The organism is Paenibacillus sp. BT-177 (assembly GCF_025846815.2).
GTDB classification, from domain to species: Bacteria; Bacillota; Bacilli; order Paenibacillales; family Paenibacillaceae; genus Paenibacillus; species Paenibacillus polymyxa_C.
In genome coordinates this window covers 1-24,235 of sequence record NZ_JAOYTP010000014.1, presented here as the reverse complement: position 1 = coordinate 24,235, position 24,235 = coordinate 1, and the positions used below count along the sequence as shown (strand labels likewise).

Here is a 24,235-nt window from a genome sequence, read left to right as displayed (position 1 = left end):
GATTCCTTCTTGCATACCATCTACATAACACAACACACCACTTCAAACAGAAAAAAAGATAAACACCAGAACATATGTTCTTTTTTTGTTGAAAAAGAAACGCTCCTGTCCACAGACAAAAAGCGTCATAAATCAAGTTTATATTTATCATACACCTCAAGTAAGATGACGGGATATTGAAATTAACAGGGTCATCGTAATGACATTCACAATCGTAGAAAGTAATACTGTCTGTGCTGCAAAATCAGGTTCATTTTTATATTCTTCCGCCAAAATACTTGTATTAACGCCGGTAGGCATACCTGACGCAATGAGCAATGCTTGAGCGGGAATCCCCTTAAGACCTAGGAAGAACACGAGCATAAAACCAACTATTGGACCTGCAATCAGGCGTAATACCATACTGATATACACGGCTGTCCGGCGCAAATGAAAAGGGTATTGCACAATTTGTGCTCCCAAAGTAAGCAGAGCCACTGCGACCATCGAATGGCTAATATAGTTTAGAGGCTCAGCCAGCAAATTAGGCAATGGACTGTGGAGTAGATTCAGGAGCAAGCCCAGCACAAGCGCGTAGGGCACAGGCATTTTCAAAAAATTAATTAAAATTTTTCGTGTATTGGCCTTACCATTTTGTACAACAAAAGTACCGTATGTAAATGTAACAAAGCTTTGAAAAGTCATAATCAGAGCTTGGACGGAAATAGCCAGCGGATCACCTTTAAACACCAACTGATTAATTGGTAGACCATAATTTCCTGAATTATCTAGCATTACACTGTTTGTAAAAGCTCCACGCATGCCGGGGCTGTATTTCAGAGATCTAGCAATGGTAGTGCTGATTACGTACAAAATAGCTATGTACAAGGCATAAAAAAGTGAGACCTCACCCATGAGGATTAAAGAAATTTCAGAGTTATAAAGACCGGTAAACACAACTGCAGGGGTGATATAGTAAAAATTAATTTTAGCTAAGGTATACAAATCCAGTCGGAAATAATATTGCATGATACAGCCAAAACCGATAAGGACAAAAATAGGTAAAACAACGTCTAAAAGAATGGTGCCGAACATGTCTGTCTCCTCTTCTTTCTATTATGCGAATGGAAAGGTTAATCTTTAAAATGCATTTGCATTTTCCATTATACTGTGGAAACAGATTCGCGCATAATAAAATTTATTATATTGGATTAGCCATCAGCCCCTAAAAATGCAACACTAGAAAAAAAGAGCTTCATATTTAGCTTATAGTAGCCGTTAATATATGTAGGTTACATTTAAACCTGTTCTTTTACTATAAGGAGGAATCGCATCATGAGAAACACATGGACAGCATTATTAGCGTGTATACTGGTCTTGGGACTGGCAGCGGGAACCGCCGAAGCCAAGCAGGGGCGCGGAAATGGTCAGGAGAACAAACAGGAAGCAAAGGCGTCTGATAAAGACCGGAATGAAAAAAGCAGCAAAAAAGATAAACACGACGAAATCAAAAAGAATACCCCTGTTGCAGTAACGGATGATACATACGGGGAGTCCAAAGACCAAAAAGGTCGCAAGGGACACAACGGGTACAATGGTCTGCTTCAAGCGGTAGAAAATACAAAAGATAAGCCGGCAGGAGCGGTTATTGCGAATCTGTTGCTTACAAAATACCCGGAACGTTTGACCCCGGAGCAGGTAACTGAACTTGAATTGATCCGAAATTCTGACAAAGCACTAACTAAGGCTGCAGAGCTACTAGCTGAAAACGGAAATGTAACAGATGCCGTTTACATGCAGGAGGAGGCAGTATTGGCTGATGTGTCCAATCTGGAAAGCTACAAAAAGCTGGATCTATTCTCGAGGAAGGCTGGACGGTCATCAGGTATGAAGCTGTTCGTAAATGGTGAAAAATACGATGCCGAACCGATTAACCGCAATGGCACCACACTTGTTCCGTTTAGAACAGCTTCCGAAGCTCTGAATGCCAAGGTTTCCTGGGATCCGAAAGAAAAGGCTGTTACTGTCACGCGTAACGGTGTGTCCGTCAAATTATTCGTGAATAGCGCCAAAGCATACATTAACGGCCAGCCATATTCTATCGAGCAGCCAGCATCCATAGTGGATGGAACGACAATGGTACCTGTAAGGGTAATCGGAGAGGCTTTGGGAGCAAATGTTAAATGGGAGCCTGAGAGCCAGTCTGTTGTTGTATATGAGCAGGCAACAACATCTGAAGCATTATAACGTGCTGTCAACAAAAAATGGTGTATACAGAAAGGGCGCCTGGCTGAATGTCAGGCCCTTTTTTGTTTTGCTATTTTGTACCGAGCTATTCGCATTATGTTCTGGTCATGTGTACAATTAAATAGAGAAGTCTCAGAAAAGGGAGTGTCATCATAAATGGATTTAGGATTAATGGGAAAAGCAGCCTTTGTTGCAGGTTCCAGTAAAGGACTTGGCAAAGCAAGTGCACGCGAATTGGCACGTGAAGGTGCGAATGTTGTTATTTCGGGACGAAATGAAGCAGAGCTTCAGCGGACGCAGGCCGAATTACAGGAAACAGCGAGTGGTCGCGTTGAATATGTAGTTTGTGATGTAACCAAACCTGAACATATCTCCCAGGCCATCCGCCGTACAGTTGATTGGTTTGGCACCGTCGATATTTTGGTTAACAATGCGGGCGGCCCTCCTGCGGGCACCTTTGATGATTTTACAGATGAAGTATGGATGCAGGCCTTTGAGCAAAATTTACTTAGTCATATCCGGTTGATCCGTGAGGTGTTACCCTATATGAAAAAACAACAAAGCGGTAGAATTTTAAATATCGCCTCCTCATCAGTTAAGCAACCGATTCCGGGCCTGATTATTTCCAACACACTACGTACTGGGGTCGCTGGATTAGCGAAAACATTGTCAATGGAATTAGCCCCTTACAATATTCTGGTACATACTGTAGCACCAGGGAGAATTGCAACCGATCGCGTACGCAGCTTGGACGAGCATCGAGCCGAAAAATCCCACCAAACGACGGATCAAGTTCGCAAACAAGCAGAAGAGGGCATTCCGTTGGGACGGTACGGAGAGCCAGAAGAGTTCGGTAAAGTCGTTGCTTTTCTGGCATCATCGGCTTCATCCTATTTGACTGGCAGCACCATTCTTGTGGACGGCGGAATGATTAAATCATTATAAAAAAATAAAGAAGCGTGCCGCATCAGGTGTAATTGGTGCTGGCACGCTTTTTCATAAGTTATTTAGAGAGAGGTTTAATTTATTGACTGATCAGCTCTCACGGCTTGGAAGCTCGCAACCGTCATCGGTACATACACCAGCTGCATCCTGTTTGGACGAGCTGCCGCTAATCATAGTAAAAGGTGAACGTTCATCCCATGCTTTTTGAAGCGCATCGTGAAATACCTCTTCCGGCTGAGCACCAGAAACAGCAAATTTTCGATCAAATACAAAGAATGGCACACCCTGAACGCCTAACTTAGCGCCTTCAGCTTCATCAGCTCTAACTTCGTTGGTAAAGCGGTCACTGGCTAAAATAGCAGCGGCTTCGTTATGATCCAAACCCACCTCGGCTGCCAACGCTGCCAGCACTTCATGTTCCCCGGTATGCTTGCCTTCCATGAAGACAGCCTGAAATAAACGCTCGCTCAATTCCAACATTTTGCCTTGTGTGTGAGCCCAATGCGTTAGGCGGTGAGCATCGAGAGAGTTTGTCGGCACCATGGCATGAATATTGTAGTCCAGACCCGCAGAACTAGCATTTTCGGTCATGCGATCATTCATGGCATGAGCCTCTTGCAGACTGACACCATATTTTGCTGATAGTTCTTCATTAATCGTTTTACCACTATCTTTCACAGCATTCGGATTTAATTCAAAACTCTTGAATGTCAATTGAACCTCATCGCGATGTGGGAACTGCTGTAAGACTTGCTCCAAACGGCGTTTGCCAATATAACAGAACGGACACATATAATCAGACCAAATTTCGATATTCATCAGGAAATACCTCCATATATACATATTTTATTGAGCAACTGGGAGTGAATCTGCCTACTTTAGTGTAAGTAAAAAAGGTGAAACTTCATCAGTTACAAAAAGAATTATACGGCTAATGCTTTCGACGTGCAAATAATTAATGCTTGTCAAAAAATAAATGCTATGATATTTTATATGTGTAACCGGTTACACAATTGGAGTTGAACCTACATTATGACAACAATTAAGCAGGTAGCAAGTTTTGCAGGTGTTTCGGTAGCGACCGTATCCAGAGTTATTAATGAAACCGGATATGTCCACGAGGATACACGGCGGAAGGTTGAAGCTGCAGTGAAGCAGCTAAATTACAAGCCTAATGAAGTTGCACGTTCTCTGTATAAAAAGAAATCCAGATTAATCGGCCTGCTGCTGCCGGATATTACGAACCCTTACTTTCCCTTGTTGGCTCGTGGGGTAGAGGATCGAATGCAGGAAAATGATTTTCGGATTATTTTTGGTAATAGTGATGAAGATCGCCAAAAAGAATTAGATTACATGGATACTTTTGTTCAGAATAATGTTGTTGGGGTTATTTCATCTACCAATGACCCTGCTGCCGACTGTTACGCCAAACTGAAAATACCAGTCGTTTTTCTCGACCGGACTTCCAGTGACAGTCTCTCCGTTTATGCGGATGGAGCTCATGGCGGCCGCTTGGCTGCTCAGGCCATGGTTGCCCGTGGCAGCAGACAAATTACAGTTATGCAGGGACCTGCTCATATTCGTCCAGCACAAGATCGTTTTCGCGGGGCGGTGGAAGAGCTTCAGCATTCCGGTATTGCTTACCATGTCGTCGAGACAACGTCTTTTTCGTTCAAGGAGGCTGAATCGTGGGCCAAAGAGCTGTTCAGCAAGTATCCGGATACGGACGGAGTGATTGCTAGTAACGATATTGTAGCTACAGCGGTGATGCATGAGGCACATAGATTAGGAAAGAAAATCCCGGAAGATGTTCAAATAATCGGGTTTGATGATATACCATTAAGCAGCTTGTTATTTCCGCCATTATCAACGATCCGACAGCCTGCTTATGAAATGGGCTGGGAGGCGGCAGGTTTGCTCATTCAGTTAATTGAGCAGGTGCAAGCAACGAAAACAAGTGTACCTAATCTTCATTCGAAAGTACTTACCTATTCAAGCATACAATTGCCCGTCAAATTTATCGAACGGGAAACGACGAGAAAGGTGGATCATCATGGCTAAAATTTCGGTTATCGGAAGCAGTTCGATGGACCTCGTAGTGACTTCATCCAAGCGTCCCGGTGCTGGTGAAACCGTATTAGGAGAAAGCTTTACAACCGTGCCTGGAGGTAAAGGAGCCAATCAGGCAGTAGCCGCAGCACGACTCGGCGCGGACGTTAAGATGATTGGACGTGTAGGGGATGACCATTTTGGACAACAGATTTTACGCAATTTTGAAGAAAATCATGTTTATATTAACTATGTGAAACCGGTTACACATATGGAAAGCGGTACAGCGCACATTGTACTGGCTGAGGGTGATAATAGTATTGTTGTGGTAAAAGCAGCAAATAATGAAGTTACTCCTGCTTACGTGGAAGAAGCGCTTGATGTCATTCGAAGTTCGGATATTGTGTTAATTCAACAGGAAATACCGGCGGAGACGATTGTCTATGTAAGCGAAATTTGTGCGAAGTATCAGGTACCATTGTTGCTAAATCCAGCCCCTGCTCGTGAAGTTGAAGAAAGCGTAATTGCCAATGCAACCTACATTACGCCAAACGAGCATGAAGCTGCCATCATGTTTAAGGATATGAGTCTTCAAGAAGCGCTGCGCAAATATCCTAACAAGTTGTTTGTAACTGAAGGCAGCAACGGTGTACGATTTTTCGACGGAGAACAGGAAGTTGTGGTTCCTACTTACAAGGTAGAAGCCGTTGATACAACAGGTGCAGGAGATACGTTCAACGCTGCTTTTGCGGTAGCCCTTGCTGAAGGGAAATCGCTGGCAGATAGTGTGAAATTTGCTAATCGGGCTGCATCCTTGTCTGTTACCAAATTTGGAGCGCAAGGTGGAATGCCAACCCGTCGTGAAGTGGAGGAGCAATTATAATGAAGAAACATGGAATTCTGAACAGTCATATATCTAAAATACTAACAGATCTCGGCCACACGGACTTTATTGTCGTGGCTGATGCCGGCTTACCAGTTCCTGAAGGCGTTACCAAAATTGATTTGGCGTTGAAACTGGGAGTTCCCTCCTTTCAGGATGTTGTTGATGTCATTGCGGCAGACATGGTGATTGAAAAAGTAACATTAGCAGAAGAAATCAAACAAGAAAATGAACAAGCATTACAGTATATTATGCGCACCTTTGCTGGAGTGCAATTAGGGCATTCACAGATTATTGAGCCGACTGCCGTCATTGAGTTTTGCTCGCATGAACAATTTAAGATATTAACCCGGCAAGCCAAAGCTGTCATCCGTACAGGAGAGGCTACGCCGTTTGCCAATTGTATTTTACAGGCAGGAGTTCATTTTGGATAAATCAGTGTGGAATGAAAAGGGGGGGACAGTATGCAGATTCAAATGAAAGGAATTCACAAAGCCTTTGGAACCAATCAGGTACTGAGTGGTGTTGACTTTGATCTCCGTGAAGGAGAAGTACATGCCCTCATGGGTGAAAATGGTGCAGGCAAATCAACGCTGATGAACATTTTAATCGGACTGCATCGACGCGATGAGGGAACGATCATTATTGACGGTCAGGAAACCTATTTTGCCAACCCCAAGGAAGCCGAGCAAAAAGGAATTGCTTTTATTCACCAAGAACTGAATGTGTGGCCGGAAATGACGGTACTGGAAAATCTGTTTATCGGCAAGGAAATGACTTACAAGTGGGGATTACTAGATAGCTCTAAAATGAAAGCGCTAGCAAACGAACAATTTAGTAAGCTTTCAGTAAACCTTCCTTTGAACGGTGAAGTAGGCGAGTGTTCAGTGGGGCAGCAACAAATGATTGAAATAGCTAAAGCACTCATGACAGATGCTAAAGTGATCGTAATGGATGAGCCGACAGCAGCCTTAACCGAACGGGAAATACAAAAGCTGTTTGAGGTTATTACTTCGTTGAAAAAAGATGGTGTTTCAATTGTGTATATTTCCCATCGGATGGAGGAGATATTCACGATCTGTGATCGGATTACCATTATGCGTGACGGGAAAACCGTAGATACTCAAGCGATTCCCGATACAAATTTTGACGAGGTTGTACGGAAAATGGTTGGCAGAGAGCTGACTGAACGCTACCCGGTAAGAACGCCTGCTTTGGGAGAAGTGGTGCTAGAGGTCAAAAACGCATCACATAAAGGTCTATTTAAAAATGTGAATTTTACAGTGCGCTCTGGGGAAATCGTAGGTTTTTCGGGCTTGATGGGCTCGGGACGGACCGAGATCATGCGGTCGTTATTTGGACTGGATACTTTGGATAGTGGTGAGATACACGTACGTGGGAAAAAGGTATCTATTCGCAAGCCGGATGATGCAGTGAAACTAGGAATTGGCTTCATTACAGAAGACCGAAAAGATGAGGGCTTAGTGCTGGATTTTTCCATTCGGGAAAACATGGTGCTGACGAATCTGTTCAGTTTTACATCAAAAGGATTTATATCAGGCAAAAAAGAGATGGATTTTGTTAATACATTAATTAAGCGCTTACAAATAAAAACCCAATCAGCCGAAGCGACGGTTGGCAGTTTGTCAGGTGGCAATCAGCAAAAGGTGGTTATTGCCAAATGGGTAGGTATCGGCCCCAATGTGCTCATTCTTGACGAACCGACGAGAGGCGTGGATGTAGGAGCCAAACGGGAAATCTACCAGTTGATGAACGAACTGACCGAACGTGGAGTCGCAATTATCATGGTATCCTCAGAGCTTCCCGAGGTACTTGGCATGAGTGATCGTATTGTCGTAGTGCACGAGGGAAAGATCAGCGGAGAACTGAGCAGGGAAGAAGCCACACAAGAAAATATTATGACGCTAGCTACAGGAGGACAGTAATATGACAACTATGAATGAAGCAAAAGGTAGCAAAGGCATTCAAATATCACAAATCACACAGAAGCTTGGCCCATTGTTGGGGCTCATTATTTTGGTGATCATTGTATCGGCCTTAAATCCCAGCTTTTTGGAACCGCTTAATATTTTGAATTTATTGCGCCAGGTATCTATTAATGCGTTGATTGCGTTCGGTATGACCTTCGTTATTCTTACAGGCGGAATCGATTTGTCCGTTGGCTCCATATTAGCTTTATCCAGTGCGTTTGTCGCAAATATGATGTTGGCCGGCTTCGATCCGATTTTGGCGATTATCATTGGGTGTGCATTGGGTGGCGTGATGGGAATGGTCAACGGCTTGATGATTACGAAAGGTAAAATGGCTCCGTTTATTGCCACACTCGCAACCATGACTATTTTTAGAGGATTAACATTAGTGTATACCAACGGTAACCCTATTACGGGGCTGGGAGACAGTTTGGTATTTCAATTATTCGGTCGTGGTTATCAGTTTGGTATTCCGGTCCCGGCGATTACGATGCTAATTACCTTTGCTGCTCTGTGGATCATTCTGCATAAAACACCTTTCGGACGTAAAACGTATGCCATCGGCGGCAACGAGAAAGCTTCGATTGTTTCAGGTATTAAAGTACCACGTGTAAAAATCTGGATTTACTCTTTGGCTGGAATGCTTTCTGCGTTGGCGGGTGCTATCTTGACCTCACGTTTGAACTCAGCGCAGCCGACAGCGGGTACTTCTTATGAATTGGATGCTATTGCGGCTGTTGTACTAGGTGGAACAAGTCTTTCAGGAGGACGCGGACGAATCGTAGGTACATTAATTGGTGTGCTTATCATCGGTACCCTAAATAACGGCTTGAATTTGCTGGGGGTTAACTCTTTTTACCAAATGGTCGTAAAAGGGATCGTCATTGCTATTGCTGTATTGATTGACCGTAAAAAATCCGCATAATACACCTAATCTGCATAGAAGGAGACACACAAATATGAAAAAAATTACATTAATCATGACATCCTTGCTGCTCCTGCTCATGACAGGGTGTTCCCTGGAACCGCCTGAATGGGCGAAGCCTAAAGCGGCCGCAGACCTGAAGGACATAAAAATCGGCTTGTCGATCTCAACATTGAATAATCCATTCTTCGTTTCTCTTAAAGACGGAGTTGTTGCAGAGGCCAAAAAACAAGGGTTGCAGGTTATTGTGGTCGATGCACAAAATGATTCTGCGAAGCAAAGTAATGACGTGGATGATCTGATCCAACAGGGAGTAAATGCGTTACTCATTAATCCGACAGATTCGTCGGCTATCTCCACTGTGGTGCAGTCAGCGAATGCTTTGAACATTCCTGTAATTACACTGGACCGTTCCGCTGACAAAGGTGATGTGAAAGCGCTCGTCGCTTCAGACAACGTCGAGGGAGGACGAATGGCTGCCAGATACGTAATTGATCAAGTCGGAAAAGGTGCCAAGGTCATTGAGTTGGAAGGCGTTCCAGGCGCATCGGCTACCCGCGAACGTGGGAAAGGCTTCCATGAAGTAGCAGATAAGGACCTGAAGGTTATCGCCAAGCAGTCGGCTGACTTTGATCGGACCAAAGGTTTGAACGTAATGGAAAATCTGCTGCAAGGCAACCCGGATGTTCAGGCGGTATTTGCCCACAATGATGAAATGGCGTTGGGTGCCATTGAAGCCATTCAAAGCTCTGGTAAGAATATTCCAGTCATTGGCTTTGATGGTAACGAGGATGCGCTTAAATCAATTAAGGAAGGGAAACTAACAGCCACCGTGGCTCAGCAACCTGAGTTGATTGGACAATTGGCAGTACAAGCAGCCAAGGATGTTCTTCAAGGTAAAACCGTGAAAACATCCATTCCCGCCAAACTGGAGTTAGTGGATCAATCCAAATAAGAATGGATATGTGAACCAACCTATATTAAACTTTCGAACTGATGCGTATTCTTGCATCAGTTCTTTTTTTTGGATATTCTCCCAAGATGATATATACACAAAAATGGAAGTTTTTAATTTTTGTATTGTAAGAAGGGATGGTAAAAGATAGAATAACAATTGTATGATAATGAGAATCACTATCATTTTGTGATAGCATATATCTAAGGAGGACGTTTATTGTGCAACAAAAGTACAGATTAAATAGGGGAATCATGCTTGGACTTGTCGTTTTTTTGATGGTTGTATTGGCTGCATGCGGAAACGCAGCTAGTAACAACCAGACCAATGAAAAGACTGGAACAGATACTCTTAACGGGCAATCCAAATCGGTTGCCATGCGCGAATATGTCGATGCCACTGGCAATAAGATCAATATTCCTGCAAATCCGCAGCGGGTTGTCACAACACAATATTTGGATGCTATGCTGGCCTTGGGAGTTAAGCCTGCAGGTGCTGCTTCCCATTTGTTGGAAGGCGATTATTTAAAAGGTAAGATTGATAGAGTTGCGGATATTGGGAACCCGACAAATGTAGAAAAGGTGCTGGAGTTACAACCGGACCTGATCATCACAACAGAATATACCACGCCAGAAGTGAAGGAGCAGCTGGAGAAAATTGCTCCAACCGTGGTCGTTTCGTTTGGAGAGGGCGATGTATTTGAGCAACTGCGGAATGTCGCAGCCGTGCTGGATAAGGACAAGGAAGCCGAGCAGTGGATCGCTAGTTTCAACAAAAAGGCTGAAGAAAGTCGAAAGAAGCTGGCTGGAAAATTCAAAAAAGATGAAACGGTTACGATTTACATGGCCTACGATAAGAATGTGTTAAGGGTTTACGGAGCGCGGAATGTAGGGCATGTTATTTACCGTTCACTGGAATTGAATCCCCCTGAGTACATACGCCAGAAGCTGGCGAAGGACCCGAGATTTAATTATGTTTATGATGTTATTTCAACGGAAAAGCTGCCTGAATTGTCAGGAGACCGAATTATTATGCTGGTTTACGATGAAGCGACTAAGGACGGAATGATGAAGGAAATTGAACAAAGTGCGCTGTGGAGAAATCTCCCGGCTGTCAAGAACCACAAAGTGTATTTCATCAAGGCCGATCCTTGGTTTACCTACTCACCACTGGCTATCGATCAATCACTGGATGAGGCCGTTAACATGTTTTCCGTCGAACCTAAATAATCAGCTCATTTAAATGGAAGGGAGAAGTCATATGCTGAGACGATTTTTTGAATATTACCGTCCATACCGGACTTTGTTTATCATTGATTTTACTTGCGCTATACTAGCTGCACTGCTAGAGTTAGCTTTTCCGCTTGCAGTCAATCGGGTGGTTGATGATTTGCTACCTAGCGGAAACTGGAAATGGATTTTATTTGCCTGTCTAGCTTTGCTTGGGATTTATGTCGTAAGTGCTGGATTGAATTATGTCGTTACCTATTGGGGACACAAGCTCGGAATTAATATTGAGTCAGATATGCGTAAAAAGCTGTTTGATCGCGTACAAAAGCAATCCTTTCGCTTTTTTGACAATAACAAAACAGGCCATCTGGTCTCCCGTATGACCAACGATCTGATGGATATTGGAGAGATTGCCCACCACGGACCAGAGGATTTGTTCATTGCACTGATGACTTTGGGCGGGGCTTTCGGTATCATGCTCAGCATTAACTGGAAGCTGGCTGTGCTGACATTCATTATTGTTCCACTGATGATCTACCTGTCCTTGTATTTTAGTCGCAAAATGAATGCTGCATTCCATCGTATGTTTTCTGATATTGCGGATTACAACGCCCGGATTGAAAATAACGTTAGCGGTATCCGTGTTGTTCAAGCGTTTTCCAACGAAGCACATGAAATGGATCGTTTTGCTGAGAATAATGGACGGTTTCGTAAAACAAAGCTGATCGCATATCGTATTATGGCATGGAATTCTTCAATTAGCTTTATTCTGATGAAGCTGGTCTCATTGTTTGTGCTTGTATGTGGAACATGGTTTGTTATTAAGGGGCAGATGTCCTATGGGGAATTTATCGCATTTGTAATGCTGTCCAATGTATTCCTTGCACCCATCAAACAAATTAACTCTGTCATTGAAACGTATCCCAAAGGAATTGCCGGCTTCCGGCGTTACTTGGATTTGCTGGAAAGTGAATCTGACGTAGAGGATCTTCCAGGTGCGAAGACCGTTAAGCATCTCAACGGAGATATTCAATTTGAAGGTGTAACGTTTGGCTATGAAAACAAAGACAAGGTACTTCGCAAAGTGGACCTTGCTATTCATGCGGGAGAAACTGTTGCCCTTGTGGGTCCTTCAGGAGCAGGCAAAACGACACTTTGCAGCTTGCTGCCACGCTTCTATGATGTCGAGGAAGGCAGCATTAAGATTGATGGCATGGATATCCGTGAAATGAAACTGGATTCGCTGCGGTCCATGATTGGAATCGTACAGCAGGATGTATTCCTTTTTGATGGAACGATTCGTGAAAATATCGCTTACGGCAAACTTGATGCTTCAGAAGACGAAATCTGGGATGCTGCCCGTCGAGCCCAGATTGAAGAACTTGTTCGATCCTATCCAGAGGGGCTGGATACGATGATCGGTGAGCGAGGCGTAAAGCTGTCTGGTGGTCAAAAGCAACGTTTATCCATTGCCCGGATGTTTCTGAAAAATCCGCCAATTCTCATTTTGGATGAAGCGACATCGGCATTGGATACAGAGACAGAAGCTGCAATTCAGCAAGCCCTGACAGAGCTATCTCAAGGTCGCACGACACTCGTGATCGCCCATCGTCTGGCAACGATCAAAAATGCTGACCGTATTATTGTAGTTGCAGATCAAGGGATTGCCGAGCAAGGAAAACATGAAGAATTAATGGCTGTTAAAGGTGCATATAGCCGCCTGCACCAAGCTCAGTATGGAACGTAAGAGTCAATTGCGACTTCGTAAATAGAGAGAGGAATGAATGAGTTTGACAAAGAAAATGTGGATGGTGACGATGCTTTTGTCAGTCATTGTCATTCTTAGCGCCTGTAGTGGAAAGGTAAATCAGCCAGACGAAAAGCAAAATCAAGCTTCTGGTGAATCAAAGTCAGCTGCAACGAAAACAGTCAAGACGATTCATGGGGATATTCAGATTCCGGTTCACCCTCAGCGGATTGTAGTAGATATGTACCAGAATGATTTATTAGCACTAGGAATTAAACCTGTGGGAAGTGTTAAGTATTATCTGGATAATCCGTTTTCGAAGGATCTTGTACAAGGCATTGCAAGCATTGGAGACCGCGGTAGTGTATCCATTGAAAAAGTATTGGCTTTACAGCCGGATATGATTCTGATTGGTTCCAAAGATGCTCAAGAATATGAAAAATATAGTAAAATTGCTCCGACCATAGTCATTCCTTATGGAACATACAAGAATGTCCATGAGGAACTGACAGCTTTTGGTGAGCTGCTGGGAAAAGAGCAGGAAGCTAAAACGTGGCTTGCCCAATACGATCAGCGATTGCAAGCTGCACGTGACAAATTAAAGGGAATTGTTCAACCCGGGGATACTTTCACGGTAATGGAAGCCACAGAAAAAGAATACTATGTATACGGTGATAATTTTGGCAGAGGAGGACAGGCGGTTTATCGAGGATTGAATTTGATACCTCCACCACTTGTCCAAAAAGAACTATTAGGCGAGACTCAATGGAAGTCAATTTCCAAGGAAGTTATTAATCAATATGCTGGCTCTTACATTTTTCTGACGGTTAACAAGGATTTGAGCGGTTATGAAGGAGACAGCATATGGAAATCACTGAGTGCGGTCCGGAATGGGAAGGTTTTTGAGCTTCAGGAGGATCGATACTGGTACTTTGATCCTATCGCTATTGTGGGGCAAGCTGAAGAATTGGCAGATATGATCGTCCAGCGGAATAAAGAGAACGTCTCACAGTAGTAGTTGTTTCGGTATTATTGACAGCCCTTTGGTATTTTTGCCGGAGGGCTTTGTTTTTTCACAAAATAGCAGGGCATTAGAGAATCGTCGAAATTTTGCTATTGAAGCCGTTGCCACATTAATTTACAATAGTAAAGATTGCATGATAATAATTCTCATTATCAGACATTATCTCCACTACAGGTTTTCGTGATACCTACATACTATTCAACAGTAAGGGTGAACCATAGTTATGAAATTATCAGAATCTTCGGATAGTCCCGCTCAAAGTAATCACAATCAGCCGCCGACTCAATTCCACTCGCGGCCATGGGCGGCTTCGCTTATCCTGACAGCCGGATTAGCACTGTTAGCGTTCGGTATCGCTCTTTCTTTATCATTTGGTGCAGCCTCAATCAGATTGGAGGAGGTCTGGAACGCCGTCTTTCATTTTAATCCTGAGCTGCAAAACCATCAAATTATATGGGAAATCCGTCTACCTCGAATTCTGGGTGGTGTGTTAATCGGAGTTTGTTTTGCCGTAGCAGGGGCCATTATGCAGGGGATGACCCGCAATCCGCTTGCAGACTCTGGCTTGCTTGGGCTGAATTCGGGCGCCAGCTTGACCATGGCGATATGCTTTGCTCTTTTTCCGGGTACTTCCTTTTTGCAGTTAATGTTGTATTCCTTTGTGGGTGCAGCCTTGGCGGTTGTGCTGGTCTATGGTACAAGCGCTATGTCCAAATCAGGTATTACGCCAGTTCGTCTTGTATTGGCAGGTGCAGCTGTTACGGCGTTGCTGTCTGCCTTAGGAGATACGATCAGTTTATACTTTAATGTTGGACAGGACTTGGCCTTTTGGTACGCTGGAGGACTTAGTGGAACCAAGTGGGTTCAGCTAGGCATTGTTGTTCCATGGGTTGCGGCAGCTTTTATCGGTGCTCTCATGTTATCACGCTCCATTACGTTACTTAGTCTAGGAGATGAAATTGCGTTGAGTCTTGGTCAGCGAACTGGGATGGTAAAGATCGCCGGGATGATTCTCGTATTGATCCTGGCAGGTGCCGCGGTATCGCTGGTTGGTTCTATAGGCTTCGTGGGTTTGATTATTCCCCATATTACGCGCAAACTGGTTGGGGTTGATTATCGCTGGATTATTCCTTGTTCGGCTATAATGGGAGCTTTACTTATCGTGTTTGCCGATCTGGCGGCCCGTATGATTAACGCACCTGAGGAAACACCAGTGGGCGTACTTATTGCTTTAATTGGTGTTCCGTTCTTCCTTTATTTGGCACGTAAAGAAAGGAGGGCACTGTAAGATGAGTAACGTTACGAATGGGGCTATTGCCAAAGCGAGTCACCGTAAAAAAATCCATGATTGGGTCGTTGTTATCATATTGCTTGTATTGCTCATTACTGCATTCACCATAAGCGCGAATACAGGAACGATTCGGCTTTCGCCAATGGAGCTTTTTAGAACCTTGTTCGGACAAGGGACTCCACAGCAGGAATTAATTCTCTTTGAATTCCGGCTGCCGCGAATGGTTATTTCCATTCTGATTGGCGCAGGTTTGGCTGTTTCCGGTTGCATTATGCAGGGGGTATCGCGTAACAGCCTAGCGGACCCTGGTATTCTGGGGATTAATGCAGGCGCCGGGTTGATGGTTATGCTGTTTGTGCTGCTTTTCCCATCGATGCAAACGATGAATTCATTATTTTTACTTCCCACTCTTGCACTCATTGGATCGGGAGCGGCTGCTATTCTGATTTATGCTCTTTCTTACAAAAAAGGCGAAGGTATTTCTCCGACAAGGCTATTGCTGAGCGGAATTGGGGTAGCGGCGGGTATCAGTGCTGCCATGATCATTATGACTCTTAAGTTAACACCTGAAAGCTACACGTTTGTAGCTAATTGGTTAGCAGGAAGCATATGGGGTTCAAATTGGAAATTCGTAATGGCTCTGCTGCCTTGGCTAATTGTATTGCTTCCCTTCGCATACTATAAAGCAAACGTAATGAATGTGCTTAATTTGGGGGATCAGACGGCATCCGGGTTAGGTACACCTATTGAAAAGGAACGCATTCTTCTCCTCGCGGCTGCAGTTGGACTAGCCAGTTCAAGTGTGTCGGTTAGTGGCGGGATCGGTTTTGTCGGTTTGGTAGCTCCACATTTGGCAAGAAAGCTAGTGGGTCCGAAGCATAAAATGCTGCTGGTAACCTGTGCTTTAGTCGGAGCACTTCTGGTACTTGTAGCGGATACGATCACACGAGCCTTACCTTTACAGAAAGAAATTCCGACAGGATTAATTGTTGCCATCATAGGTGCGCCATACTTCTTATATCTTTTGAGTCGCTCAAAAGGATAACATAAAAAATAACCTTCAACACCACTAAAGAAGTGGAGCTGAAGGTTATTTTTTGTTTGATGTAGCAGCCTTTCATCTCAACGGGAAGTATTCAAGGCATGAGAGGTTTGATGCAGCTCTCTGATCATTTTATGCAACGTGTAATTTTCCTGCCGTGTCACGCCGTGTTGATTTTCCTGAACCAGCAACTGATGGATGTTTCGTTTTAAAATCTCACTTCGACGTTCCAGCATTTCGGTACTCATAAGTAAATGAACACTCCCTTTGTCATGAATAAATCTACATTTTAGAAATAAGCATAGACTGAATATAAGGTTGCCTTTCGACTTCTTTAAGTATATCGTGCTGGATGATCAAGGGAAAACAGAATGAGATAGCAAAATACTTATCCTCATCATCCATACCGCGTCGACAGCTGCTCACCCCCTGAGTTCTTAGATATACTTCCTTATGCTGGCGATAACAGGAGATTAGGGACATTAGCTTCATGTTTATGCAATCACTTATCAGTTTGCTGGAAGCTAGGGAGAGGAGCAACGAGAACTGCAAGGGTGTATTCAATGCAATCTTTGGTTTATTCCATATCAGCGATCTCAGGTGACCAAATTTTGCAGCCCTAAATGTCGAAGTCGTTACAACTACCTAATGAGAAGAAAAGAATAAGAGGCTATAACATTTATCATTATTTGTATTGTGGATATACCGGCTGAACGACTACCTGCTCAGGATCATGACCGAAGAACAATAGGTTCGGCTTAACCTCCTGCACAATCTGCTGAACGCGGGCGATTGACTGGCGTGCCTGTTCACGGTCAAAGCCGTCAAACGGCACGTCGTTTGCGTAATTCTCCTGCGTGTAGGCAACATCAATCGTCAGCATGACCGGACCCGATTCCTTTGTTGTGACCAGCGCGGACTGATGACCCGGCGAATGACCCGGAGTATAGAGCAGTTGCAAGCCCGGAACCAGCTCATGGTCCCCTTGGAGCAATCGGTAATTCAAGTTCGTCTGCACGCATTCCGGCGGCGCATACTCCAGATTACCGATCGCAGCGTCTGCTTCGGTCTGCTGCACATAAATCGGTGTATTCGGAAAATGCGGATTGCCTCCGGCATGATCCATATGCATATGAGAGATTACGATGGCATGGATATCCTCTGGTTGATAGCCGATCCGATCCAGTATAGCTACGATACTATCATCGGCTGACATATGGGGAATGAAGCGCCCTTCAAACGGTGTATTTTTAAAATAATCTGGATTGTTGATAAACGAATCCGGCATACCGGTGTCAATGAGAATCGGACCGTGATCTGTCTCCAGCAGATACGACCAGATTTGCAGGCGCACCAGTTCACCAGGCTGTGCATGATGGTTGAGTGAGGAGCGATCAATATCAAGCTGACCGACCGGTAACCAGTACAATTTGTTAATCATACATTCATCCTCCGCTCTTAGTTTACATAATAATTATTATGTATTTAATAAACGGGATTACAGCTGGCAGAAAGTGATGCTTGTATTACATTGTAAGATGGGGTGATGGAGCCTCATGCTTTCGCTGTAATCCCGTACTTTCAAAAATTAATTTCTAATAGTTTAAATGATAGGGCATGTAGGCGTCCAGCAGGAATCTGCCGTCACAAAGGCCAGTACGTGCTGATGTATAATCGGATGAGCAAAAAAGGGTAAGTACATAGGCTGGACAAGAGGGACACGCTTTATTTATACTTAAAAAGTGCTCAAAAAAACTGCGTATAATATAAATTATACGCAGTTTAGGTTTAAAACGACTTTTATATGCTCTCCTGCATAAGATGTCGATTGGATTGTCGATAAAAATCAGACGAAGATGATCGTTTTACAGCATATTTCGAAATTTGAACGGATATGGGGGTAAGCGGAATGAAAAAAGAATTACGACATATGGAGCTAGATACGATAGAAGAAATTGATGAAGTGTATGCTGAAGAACTGGAAGCTTTTTTGATTTGGATGAAGGATGCGGGGTATACGATACATACGCAAAAAAATTACATGGGGGATGTAAAACAGTTTTTACGTACGTTGCGTGATAAATCACTTGACCAGGTGAAAAAGATTCATGTGATGTCGTATTTGTCTAAAGCGCGGGAAGGAGGCGCCGGAGATAGTACACGGAACCGGAAGCATGCAGCGGTGAACAGTTTTTTTAGAGCGCTACAGGAATTTGAGTTATGCAGTGCAAATCCGGCAGCGGGAATCAAAAAAGCAAAAACTGAAAAGAACCGTATGCCTGTCTATCTGGATGAAAAGGATATTCAGCCGTTTTTGCTCGCGGTGGAAGGGAAATATGCAAATCGTAATATGGCTATCTTTCTGCTCATGGTCTACATGGGATTGCGGGTGGGGGAGGTTCATTCGTTGAATGTCTCAGATTACAGTCGAGAAAGACGCACATTAGATGTGTTCGGTAAAGGGCGTAAGTGGCGTACCCTGCCAGTACCGGCGGCCGTTTGTGAATTTTTAGAGCATGCATTGGAGGAAAGATTGACGCCGTGGAGAAGTAAAGAGGACGCGATGTTCGTATCCCAAAAAGGCCGCCGTCTGGCCGTGCGCTCTATCCAACAGATTGCTACAGAAACGTTCGAACGATTCCAGCAAGATAAGGGCTTAGAGCGTCGGGAGGCTTATTCCAGCCATAAGCTAAGACATACATTTGCCACGATGCTATTACGCAAGGGAGCAGATCTGCGTACAGTACAGGAGCTGCTGGGGCATTCATCCATCCAGACCACCACTGTATATACACATGTCACTGATCGGGAAAAGGAAAAAGCGATGGATAAGCTGGATATTCAGATACCCATAACGGGATTGTAATTATATTCCACGATTATATTGTATAGTTTATCTAGAGTTAGTTTACATAATTATTATTACGTAAACCGACTAGAAAATAATTGAACCTGACTTGTAAATTAAATCCATGATACTATGTTCTTAATATTATGAACTTGTAATCTTTATCATAAGCTTTGTCTTGATTTTTACAGCTTTGTTTATTTAATGCCCAGCATACTCTGGTCTTGACAAAGGTAATATTTTGCTACAAAATTAGTGGGACCACTTCGTAAAGCATCTTTATAAAGTGATCCCACTAATTTTGTAAAAGAAGGAGCACCGATATGGAAAAAGCTAATACAAATTTAATTAAAGAAATAAATCTGAATCTGGTTCGTAAAGTATTAAAGCAGATCAGCAAGGCCACAAAGCCCCAACTGGCCGCATTGACTGATTTAAGTGTGGTGACTATCAATACGCTTATGCAGGAATTGCTTAATAATGGGGAAATTTTTGAGGATGAAATTGTCCCTTCAAACGGAGGTAGACATGCCTTAACCTATCGTTTTAATTATGAGTATAGTCTGGCACTGATTATACATATTAATGAAAAACAAGGAACGGATGTAGTATCAACCACGGTCGTTAATTTAAACGAGGACGCTCTCATGAAAGAAGAACACCCCTTTCAAGTTTTTGATGATGCACAATTTTATTCCACGATTCAAGGCATCATTTCACTTTATCCTTCTATTAAGGTTATTGGTATTGGAATCCCGGGACAATCGGTTGATGGAGAGATTACAGTCAGCAGTCATGAAAGGTTGAATGGAATCCGGTTAGCAGAGGATGTGCAGAGCAAATTTGGTTTGCCCGTTATGGTGGAGAATGATGTAAATGCCGCTGTGTGTGGATACGTTTACAGAGAACAGTTAGATGAAGATCAATGTGTGCTAGCTATCTATTTTCCTGAAAATTCTCCACCAGGGATGGGGATTTATTTACGCAATGGAGTTTTAAAGGGCAAACATGGATTGGCTGGTGAAATCAAATTCCTCCCGTCTATAGTGTGGGATGAAAGCAAGGGAAGAGAAGTTTTTTTCAATAGTATATGTGAAATTATTCAAATATTACAATCCATATTTGATCCGGATCAAATTGTAGTCTATAGAGAGAATATAGAAGAAGACTCTTTCTTTCGTTTTTTGGAAACCTACAAAGGTAAGCATGAGATGCCTTTGTATCCTGACATTGTTCTCTCCGATTTATTTTATGAGGATTTTAAAACAGGGTTGAGAGAGTTAACCCTAAAAGAATTAGAGCGTCCTATTATTGTTTTTAGATAATGACATCTATCGTTTGAGCAGAGGAGGAGAAACATGATGGCAACCTGGTTTCTGACTATTATTTATCTAGCGTTTATTAGCTTGGGAATCCCGGATTCCCTGTTTGGGGCAGCATGGCCTGTGATGTGGCCGGAACTCGGGGCTGATTTTGGGTCAGCCGGAATAGTATCCATGGTCGTTGCAGGCGGAACCATTGTATCAAGTCTAGCCAGTGGAACTATCATTGAAAAAATAGGTACAGGCAAGATTACTCTAATGAGCTGCTTTTTGACTGCAGGAGCGTTACTCGGGTTTTCTTTTGCACCTTCATTGTTCTGGCTCGTACTCTTAGCAATTCCTCTTGGCCTCGGCGGGGGAGCTGTAGATGCAGCACTCAATCAATATGTGGCTACTAATTATAAGGCACATCATATGAGCTGGCTGCATTGTTTTTGGGGTGTTGGAGCTACGATGGGACCAATCATTATGTCTTTCTACATTTCGAACTACAATTCATGGAGAAGTGGCTATACAGCCGTATCCATGATTCAGTGGGGACTTGTTATTATTTTGCTTATTACACTGCCATTATGGAAACGTGTAAACGCGATACAAGATTCGATTATTTCTGAAGCTCAATCAGACTACTCACAGATGGATCACAATATAGCACAAGTTGAGAACACACCCAAACAAAATCTAATTCGAATGAAAGGAGTTAAGAACACGCTCGTTGCTTTTTTGTTTTATTGTGGTGTAGAGGCAACGGTAGGTTTATGGGGAGCCAGCTTTTTGGTAGGGGCTAGAAACATCCCAGCTGAAACTGCTGCTGGTTGGGTATCTTTGTACTACGGTGGAATCACGGTAGGCAGGCTGATTACGGGGTTTGTAACTTTAAAAATAAATAATCGTATCCTAATCCAGATTGGCCAACTTACTGCTGTTGCAGGCGGACTCATTTTGCTGCTTCCGTTGCCTGTTGCCTTTTTATTGCCCGGTTTTATCCTTATTGGATTAGGGCTTGCACCGATTTATCCTGGACTTCTTCATGAAACGCCAACACGGTTCGGTAAGGAAAACTCCGCCAAACTCATGGGTTATCAGATGGCAGTTGCTTATACAGGCACAACATTACTCCCGCCCATTGTTGGGCTGATAGCATCTCAGGTAAGTATTTATTTTTTTCCGGTTGCAGTCCTTGTTTTCCTTCTTTTTATGCTACTCAGTTCAGAACAAGTGAATCGTATAATGAGAAAGAAAAATTTGAAGGGTTAAGATAAATTACAACTTGACTTGAAACGCGTTTCATCAGCTAAAGTAAATGTATACCCTAAAAGAGAAAGGAGAGCACTCTATGATCTCACTTATTTTTTTATGTTTAGTTATATGGTGTGGTACTTACCGGTGCTTAGCATTATCAAGACAGCCTATGGATGTAAAACCTTACCGCTCCATCGATGATTTTTTTGAGTAGTTTTATAATCACTTAATAAATGTGCTTTTTTTACTATCTTTATTAACGTCTTTATTTAAATATTTTATGAAGTGGACTGGAACTGTATCGAGCTATTTAAATGGATTAGATGTTGTATAAAAGTTGCAGATACGACAGAAGGGAGTGCGACAATGTGGGGATTGAAGGAGTCTTATGCGTTACCGTTTTATGCATTACGTATTTCATAATCAGTAGTTTGGCTCATTCTTCTTTTGTTCAAAAGCTTGCAGCACGTAAGTTTGAGAATTTTAACAGAGACTTTGATGTTGATCCCTGGAATGAACATAAAAAAACGTAAGTATGAACTGACAATGAGTGTATCAAACAACTAAGGGAGGCTTATTTATGTTTAAACTGGTAGTAAGTGATTTGGATGGTACTTTTCTGAACAATAGTGGCACGTTTGATATTGAATTATTCAATCAAGTGTATGAAGAAATGCAAGAAAATAATATCTCCTTTGTTGCTTGTACAGGTAAGTAATGTGAAAGAGTAGAAGAATTGTTTGGTGAACATGGAAAAGGGATCTGGATTTTAGGGGACAGCGCGACTCGCATTAAAAAGGATGGAGTCGTTGTAAAAGAGTTTACAATTGAACGTAATTTAGCATTACAAGCGATCAATCAAATTGAAGCTTTTGCTAAGGATTTTATTATCATAGCATGTACAACAGAAGGAGCTTATGTTCATTCTCATATTCAAGAAGAGTATTATAAAATTGTGAAGGGCTCTTATAAGGAAGTTAGGAAGATTGATCCGTTTGATCAAATAAACAGCAACTTTCTAAAAATAACTGTATACGATCCATCCGGGAGAAGTTCCTTGTTAAGAAAACATGTTGAAGAAACGCTGCTAGATCAAATTTATATTGTCGATTCTGAAGCAAATTGGCTGGATATAACAGCGCTTCATACTCATAAAGGGGAGACGGTAAGAAAACTCCAAGAGATATTGGGCGTTACTATGGATGAAACCATGTCTTTTGGAGATGGTGAAAATGATGTGGAGCTTATGAGTATTGCCAAATACAGTTTTGCTGTAAAAAATGCTTGTGAGAATACTAAAAATGCAGCAAGTTTTATTACCAAATCCAATGAAGAAAACGGTGTATTGTTAACGATAAAGAAAATGATGGATTTACAAAAGCACTAATATTAATTATCGTTTATGAGAGATAGACCTCCAGATTCCACACTACCGAATGAAGGGACTATACGCAGCATGAAAAATAAAATACTGGTTTTTGATATTGGCGGCTCTTTTATTAAATTCAGTTTATATTCTCAAGGTGAATTTATGACAAAGGGCAAAGTTGCTACACCGTTAGATTCACTAGAGAATCTGCTTATAGCTTTGAAGCAAATTCACAGTCAGTTTATAGATGAATGTGAAGGTATAGCCGTCAGCATGCCAGGTATTGTGGACTCTGTCACGGGTCATATGGTGCATGGTGGTTCATTAAGGTATATAAACGATATCAATATGATTGAAGTTTTTAAGAAAGCGTTTCATTTACCCGTAGCCATTGAAAATGATGGAAAGTGTGCTGCTCTTGGAGAAGTATGGCGCGGCTCACTACAGGGGATCGCTGATGGTGTTGTTTTGGTTGTTGGAACAGGGATGGGCGGTGGAATCATCTCTCAAGGTAAATTGCTGAAAGGCCATCATTTATCGGCTGGGGAATTCTCCTTCATCAGAACTAACAACGAGCATGCAGACAATGTGGATTATCTGCTTGGTATGCAGGGTAGTAGTTCTGTTTTAGCTAAAACGGTTGCCAAGGCTAAAGGACTTCCAGCAGATTCTATTACAGGTGAAAAAGTATTCAAGCTCATTGAAGAAGGTGATCACACGGTACAAATGATTTTTCGAGAATACTGCAGGAACATCGCAACACAAATTATTAACCTACAAACAATTCTTGACCCTGAAAAGTTTGTGATTGGGGGAGGCATATCTGCCAATCCTTTGCTGGTTGTTACTATTAAGGAAGAGCTAGAGAAGCTTTATTTGCATTCAATCTTAAATTTTGTGCGTGCAGATATTGAGCAAAGTAAATTAGGCAATGAAGCGAATTTGCTAGGTGCTATATACAACTACATGCAATCACACCATCTTGAAGTATGAGATAAAATAAAAGCAAAAGAGCGTGTCTTTAAACTGGGACTGACCCCTTAACGTGAGACAAATCAAAACACCTTCAAGAGAATGCAACCATGTCGTAAGATATGGAGACAACCTTGGAGGTGTTTTTTCGTTGGCAACAAGAGTCAGTTATCCA

General features: G+C 42.7%; 21 protein-coding genes and 1 pseudogene. 18 read left to right on the top strand and 4 right to left on the bottom strand.

What is annotated here, in order from left to right:
* Window positions 1-156: 156 nt before the first annotated feature.
* Window positions 157-1,074, bottom strand: a complete 918-nt coding sequence (locus OIU26_RS24015) for an AEC family transporter (protein ID WP_264218261.1) — start codon at window positions 1,072-1,074, stop codon at window positions 157-159.
* A 240-nt stretch (window positions 1,075-1,314) separates the two neighbouring features.
* Between OIU26_RS24015 and OIU26_RS24010 the strand changes: the two genes are divergently transcribed.
* Both OIU26_RS24010 and OIU26_RS24005 read left to right on the top strand, forming a co-directional pair.
* Window positions 1,315-2,226 carry a copper amine oxidase N-terminal domain-containing protein gene (locus tag OIU26_RS24010; protein WP_264218260.1) on the top strand — a complete coding sequence of 304 codons (912 nt, stop codon included), beginning with the start codon at window positions 1,315-1,317 and terminating at the stop codon, window positions 2,224-2,226.
* A 156-nt stretch (window positions 2,227-2,382) separates the two neighbouring features.
* Window positions 2,383-3,171: an SDR family oxidoreductase gene (locus OIU26_RS24005; protein ID WP_264218259.1), complete on the top strand. Its 789-nt coding sequence runs from the start codon at window positions 2,383-2,385 to the stop codon at window positions 3,169-3,171.
* 90 nt (window positions 3,172-3,261) lie between these two features.
* Here the strand turns inward: OIU26_RS24005 and OIU26_RS24000 are convergent, their stop codons facing one another.
* Window positions 3,262-3,990 carry a DsbA family oxidoreductase gene (locus tag OIU26_RS24000; RefSeq protein WP_264218258.1) on the bottom strand — a complete coding sequence of 243 codons (729 nt, stop codon included), beginning with the start codon at window positions 3,988-3,990 and terminating at the stop codon, window positions 3,262-3,264.
* Between the two features lie 213 nt (window positions 3,991-4,203).
* Between OIU26_RS24000 and OIU26_RS23995 the strand changes: the two genes are divergently transcribed.
* The 11 genes from OIU26_RS23995 (at window position 4,204) to OIU26_RS23945 (ending at window position 16,310) form a co-directional block, all read left to right on the top strand.
* Entirely contained in the window at window positions 4,204-5,232 is a 1,029-nt protein-coding gene (locus OIU26_RS23995) for a LacI family DNA-binding transcriptional regulator (protein WP_025674546.1), read from the top strand.
* Window positions 5,225-6,103 (top strand): ribokinase, encoded by an 879-nt coding sequence (rbsK, locus tag OIU26_RS23990; RefSeq protein WP_264218257.1) that lies wholly within the window; start codon window positions 5,225-5,227, stop codon window positions 6,101-6,103. Before OIU26_RS23995 ends, rbsK begins: the two co-directional genes overlap by 8 nt.
* The gene (rbsD, locus tag OIU26_RS23985; protein ID WP_264218256.1) at window positions 6,103-6,537 is read left to right on the top strand and encodes a D-ribose pyranase; all 435 of its coding nucleotides are present in this window, start codon (window positions 6,103-6,105) and stop codon (window positions 6,535-6,537) included. Before rbsK ends, rbsD begins: the two co-directional genes overlap by 1 nt.
* A gap of 30 nt (window positions 6,538-6,567) precedes the next feature.
* Window positions 6,568-8,049, top strand: coding sequence for a sugar ABC transporter ATP-binding protein (locus OIU26_RS23980; protein ID WP_264218255.1), 1,482 nt, complete (start codon window positions 6,568-6,570; stop codon window positions 8,047-8,049).
* Window position 8,050: 1 nt separating this feature from the next.
* Window positions 8,051-9,019: a ribose ABC transporter permease RbsC gene (gene rbsC / locus OIU26_RS23975; RefSeq protein WP_263560369.1), complete on the top strand. Its 969-nt coding sequence runs from the start codon at window positions 8,051-8,053 to the stop codon at window positions 9,017-9,019.
* A 34-nt stretch (window positions 9,020-9,053) separates the two neighbouring features.
* Entirely contained in the window at window positions 9,054-9,974 is a 921-nt protein-coding gene (gene rbsB / locus OIU26_RS23970; RefSeq protein WP_264218254.1) for a ribose ABC transporter substrate-binding protein RbsB, read from the top strand.
* Window positions 9,975-10,195: 221 nt separating this feature from the next.
* Complete coding sequence (locus OIU26_RS23965; RefSeq protein ID WP_264218253.1) at window positions 10,196-11,203, top strand: ABC transporter substrate-binding protein; 1,008 nt, start codon at window positions 10,196-10,198, stop codon at window positions 11,201-11,203.
* 31 nt (window positions 11,204-11,234) lie between these two features.
* Window positions 11,235-12,950, top strand: coding sequence for an ABC transporter ATP-binding protein (locus tag OIU26_RS23960; RefSeq protein ID WP_264218252.1), 1,716 nt, complete (start codon window positions 11,235-11,237; stop codon window positions 12,948-12,950).
* A 37-nt stretch (window positions 12,951-12,987) separates the two neighbouring features.
* A complete protein-coding gene (locus OIU26_RS23955; RefSeq protein WP_264218251.1) occupies window positions 12,988-13,965 on the top strand; it encodes an ABC transporter substrate-binding protein in 978 nt (325 codons plus the stop codon).
* Window positions 13,966-14,197: 232 nt separating this feature from the next.
* Window positions 14,198-15,262 (top strand): iron ABC transporter permease, encoded by a 1,065-nt coding sequence (locus OIU26_RS23950; RefSeq protein ID WP_264218250.1) that lies wholly within the window; start codon window positions 14,198-14,200, stop codon window positions 15,260-15,262.
* A 1-nt stretch (window position 15,263) separates the two neighbouring features.
* Window positions 15,264-16,310, top strand: coding sequence for an iron ABC transporter permease (locus OIU26_RS23945; RefSeq protein ID WP_264218249.1), 1,047 nt, complete (start codon window positions 15,264-15,266; stop codon window positions 16,308-16,310).
* Window positions 16,311-16,387: 77 nt separating this feature from the next.
* Here OIU26_RS23945 and OIU26_RS23940 read toward each other — a convergent pair whose 3' ends face one another.
* A complete protein-coding gene (locus OIU26_RS23940) occupies window positions 16,388-16,555 on the bottom strand; it encodes a hypothetical protein (protein ID WP_007432475.1) in 168 nt (55 codons plus the stop codon).
* Between the two features lie 437 nt (window positions 16,556-16,992).
* A complete protein-coding gene (gene aiiA, locus OIU26_RS23935; RefSeq protein ID WP_264218248.1) occupies window positions 16,993-17,748 on the bottom strand; it encodes a quorum-quenching N-acyl homoserine lactonase AiiA in 756 nt (251 codons plus the stop codon).
* Between the two features lie 468 nt (window positions 17,749-18,216).
* Here aiiA and OIU26_RS23930 point away from each other — a divergent pair, with 468 nt between their 5' ends.
* The 5 genes and pseudogenes from OIU26_RS23930 to OIU26_RS23910 all read left to right on the top strand — a co-directional run bounded on the left by OIU26_RS23930 (window position 18,217) and on the right by OIU26_RS23910 (window position 24,081).
* Window positions 18,217-19,173: a phage integrase gene (locus OIU26_RS23930; RefSeq protein WP_264218247.1), complete on the top strand. Its 957-nt coding sequence runs from the start codon at window positions 18,217-18,219 to the stop codon at window positions 19,171-19,173.
* Window positions 19,174-19,478: 305 nt separating this feature from the next.
* Window positions 19,479-20,480 (top strand): ROK family protein, encoded by a 1,002-nt coding sequence (locus tag OIU26_RS23925; RefSeq protein ID WP_264218246.1) that lies wholly within the window; start codon window positions 19,479-19,481, stop codon window positions 20,478-20,480.
* Between the two features lie 33 nt (window positions 20,481-20,513).
* Window positions 20,514-21,734: an MFS transporter gene (locus OIU26_RS23920; protein WP_264218245.1), complete on the top strand. Its 1,221-nt coding sequence runs from the start codon at window positions 20,514-20,516 to the stop codon at window positions 21,732-21,734.
* 565 nt (window positions 21,735-22,299) lie between these two features.
* Window positions 22,300-23,106, top strand: a pseudogene (locus tag OIU26_RS23915) (HAD-IIB family hydrolase).
* A gap of 69 nt (window positions 23,107-23,175) precedes the next feature.
* Window positions 23,176-24,081 carry an ROK family protein gene (locus OIU26_RS23910; RefSeq protein WP_264218244.1) on the top strand — a complete coding sequence of 302 codons (906 nt, stop codon included), beginning with the start codon at window positions 23,176-23,178 and terminating at the stop codon, window positions 24,079-24,081.
* Window positions 24,082-24,235: the final 154 nt, after the last annotated feature.

What these genes read in the sequence shown, in the direction of transcription:
- OIU26_RS23980 (WP_264218255.1), top strand. Translation starts at nt 6,568, where the DNA reads ATGCAGATTCAAATGAAAGGAATTCACAAAGCCTTTGGAACCAATCAG.
- OIU26_RS23995 (WP_025674546.1), top strand. Translation starts at nt 4,204, where the DNA reads ATGACAACAATTAAGCAGGTAGCAAGTTTTGCAGGTGTTTCGGTAGCG.
- OIU26_RS24015 (WP_264218261.1), bottom strand. Translation starts at nt 1,074, where the DNA reads ATGTTCGGCACCATTCTTTTAGACGTTGTTTTACCTATTTTTGTCCTT.
- rbsC (WP_263560369.1), top strand. Translation starts at nt 8,051, where the DNA reads ATGACAACTATGAATGAAGCAAAAGGTAGCAAAGGCATTCAAATATCA.
- OIU26_RS23950 (WP_264218250.1), top strand. Translation starts at nt 14,198, where the DNA reads ATGAAATTATCAGAATCTTCGGATAGTCCCGCTCAAAGTAATCACAAT.
- OIU26_RS24000 (WP_264218258.1), bottom strand. Translation starts at nt 3,990, where the DNA reads ATGAATATCGAAATTTGGTCTGATTATATGTGTCCGTTCTGTTATATT.
- rbsD (WP_264218256.1), top strand. Translation starts at nt 6,103, where the DNA reads ATGAAGAAACATGGAATTCTGAACAGTCATATATCTAAAATACTAACA.
- OIU26_RS23945 (WP_264218249.1), top strand. Translation starts at nt 15,264, where the DNA reads ATGAGTAACGTTACGAATGGGGCTATTGCCAAAGCGAGTCACCGTAAA.
- rbsB (WP_264218254.1), top strand. Translation starts at nt 9,054, where the DNA reads ATGAAAAAAATTACATTAATCATGACATCCTTGCTGCTCCTGCTCATG.
- aiiA (WP_264218248.1), bottom strand. Translation starts at nt 17,748, where the DNA reads ATGATTAACAAATTGTACTGGTTACCGGTCGGTCAGCTTGATATTGAT.
- OIU26_RS23930 (WP_264218247.1), top strand. Translation starts at nt 18,217, where the DNA reads ATGAAAAAAGAATTACGACATATGGAGCTAGATACGATAGAAGAAATT.
- OIU26_RS23940 (WP_007432475.1), bottom strand. Translation starts at nt 16,555, where the DNA reads ATGAGTACCGAAATGCTGGAACGTCGAAGTGAGATTTTAAAACGAAAC.
- rbsK (WP_264218257.1), top strand. Translation starts at nt 5,225, where the DNA reads ATGGCTAAAATTTCGGTTATCGGAAGCAGTTCGATGGACCTCGTAGTG.
- OIU26_RS23910 (WP_264218244.1), top strand. Translation starts at nt 23,176, where the DNA reads ATGAAAAATAAAATACTGGTTTTTGATATTGGCGGCTCTTTTATTAAA.
- OIU26_RS23960 (WP_264218252.1), top strand. Translation starts at nt 11,235, where the DNA reads ATGCTGAGACGATTTTTTGAATATTACCGTCCATACCGGACTTTGTTT.
- OIU26_RS23925 (WP_264218246.1), top strand. Translation starts at nt 19,479, where the DNA reads ATGGAAAAAGCTAATACAAATTTAATTAAAGAAATAAATCTGAATCTG.
- OIU26_RS24010 (WP_264218260.1), top strand. Translation starts at nt 1,315, where the DNA reads ATGAGAAACACATGGACAGCATTATTAGCGTGTATACTGGTCTTGGGA.
- OIU26_RS24005 (WP_264218259.1), top strand. Translation starts at nt 2,383, where the DNA reads ATGGATTTAGGATTAATGGGAAAAGCAGCCTTTGTTGCAGGTTCCAGT.
- OIU26_RS23955 (WP_264218251.1), top strand. Translation starts at nt 12,988, where the DNA reads ATGAGTTTGACAAAGAAAATGTGGATGGTGACGATGCTTTTGTCAGTC.
- OIU26_RS23920 (WP_264218245.1), top strand. Translation starts at nt 20,514, where the DNA reads ATGATGGCAACCTGGTTTCTGACTATTATTTATCTAGCGTTTATTAGC.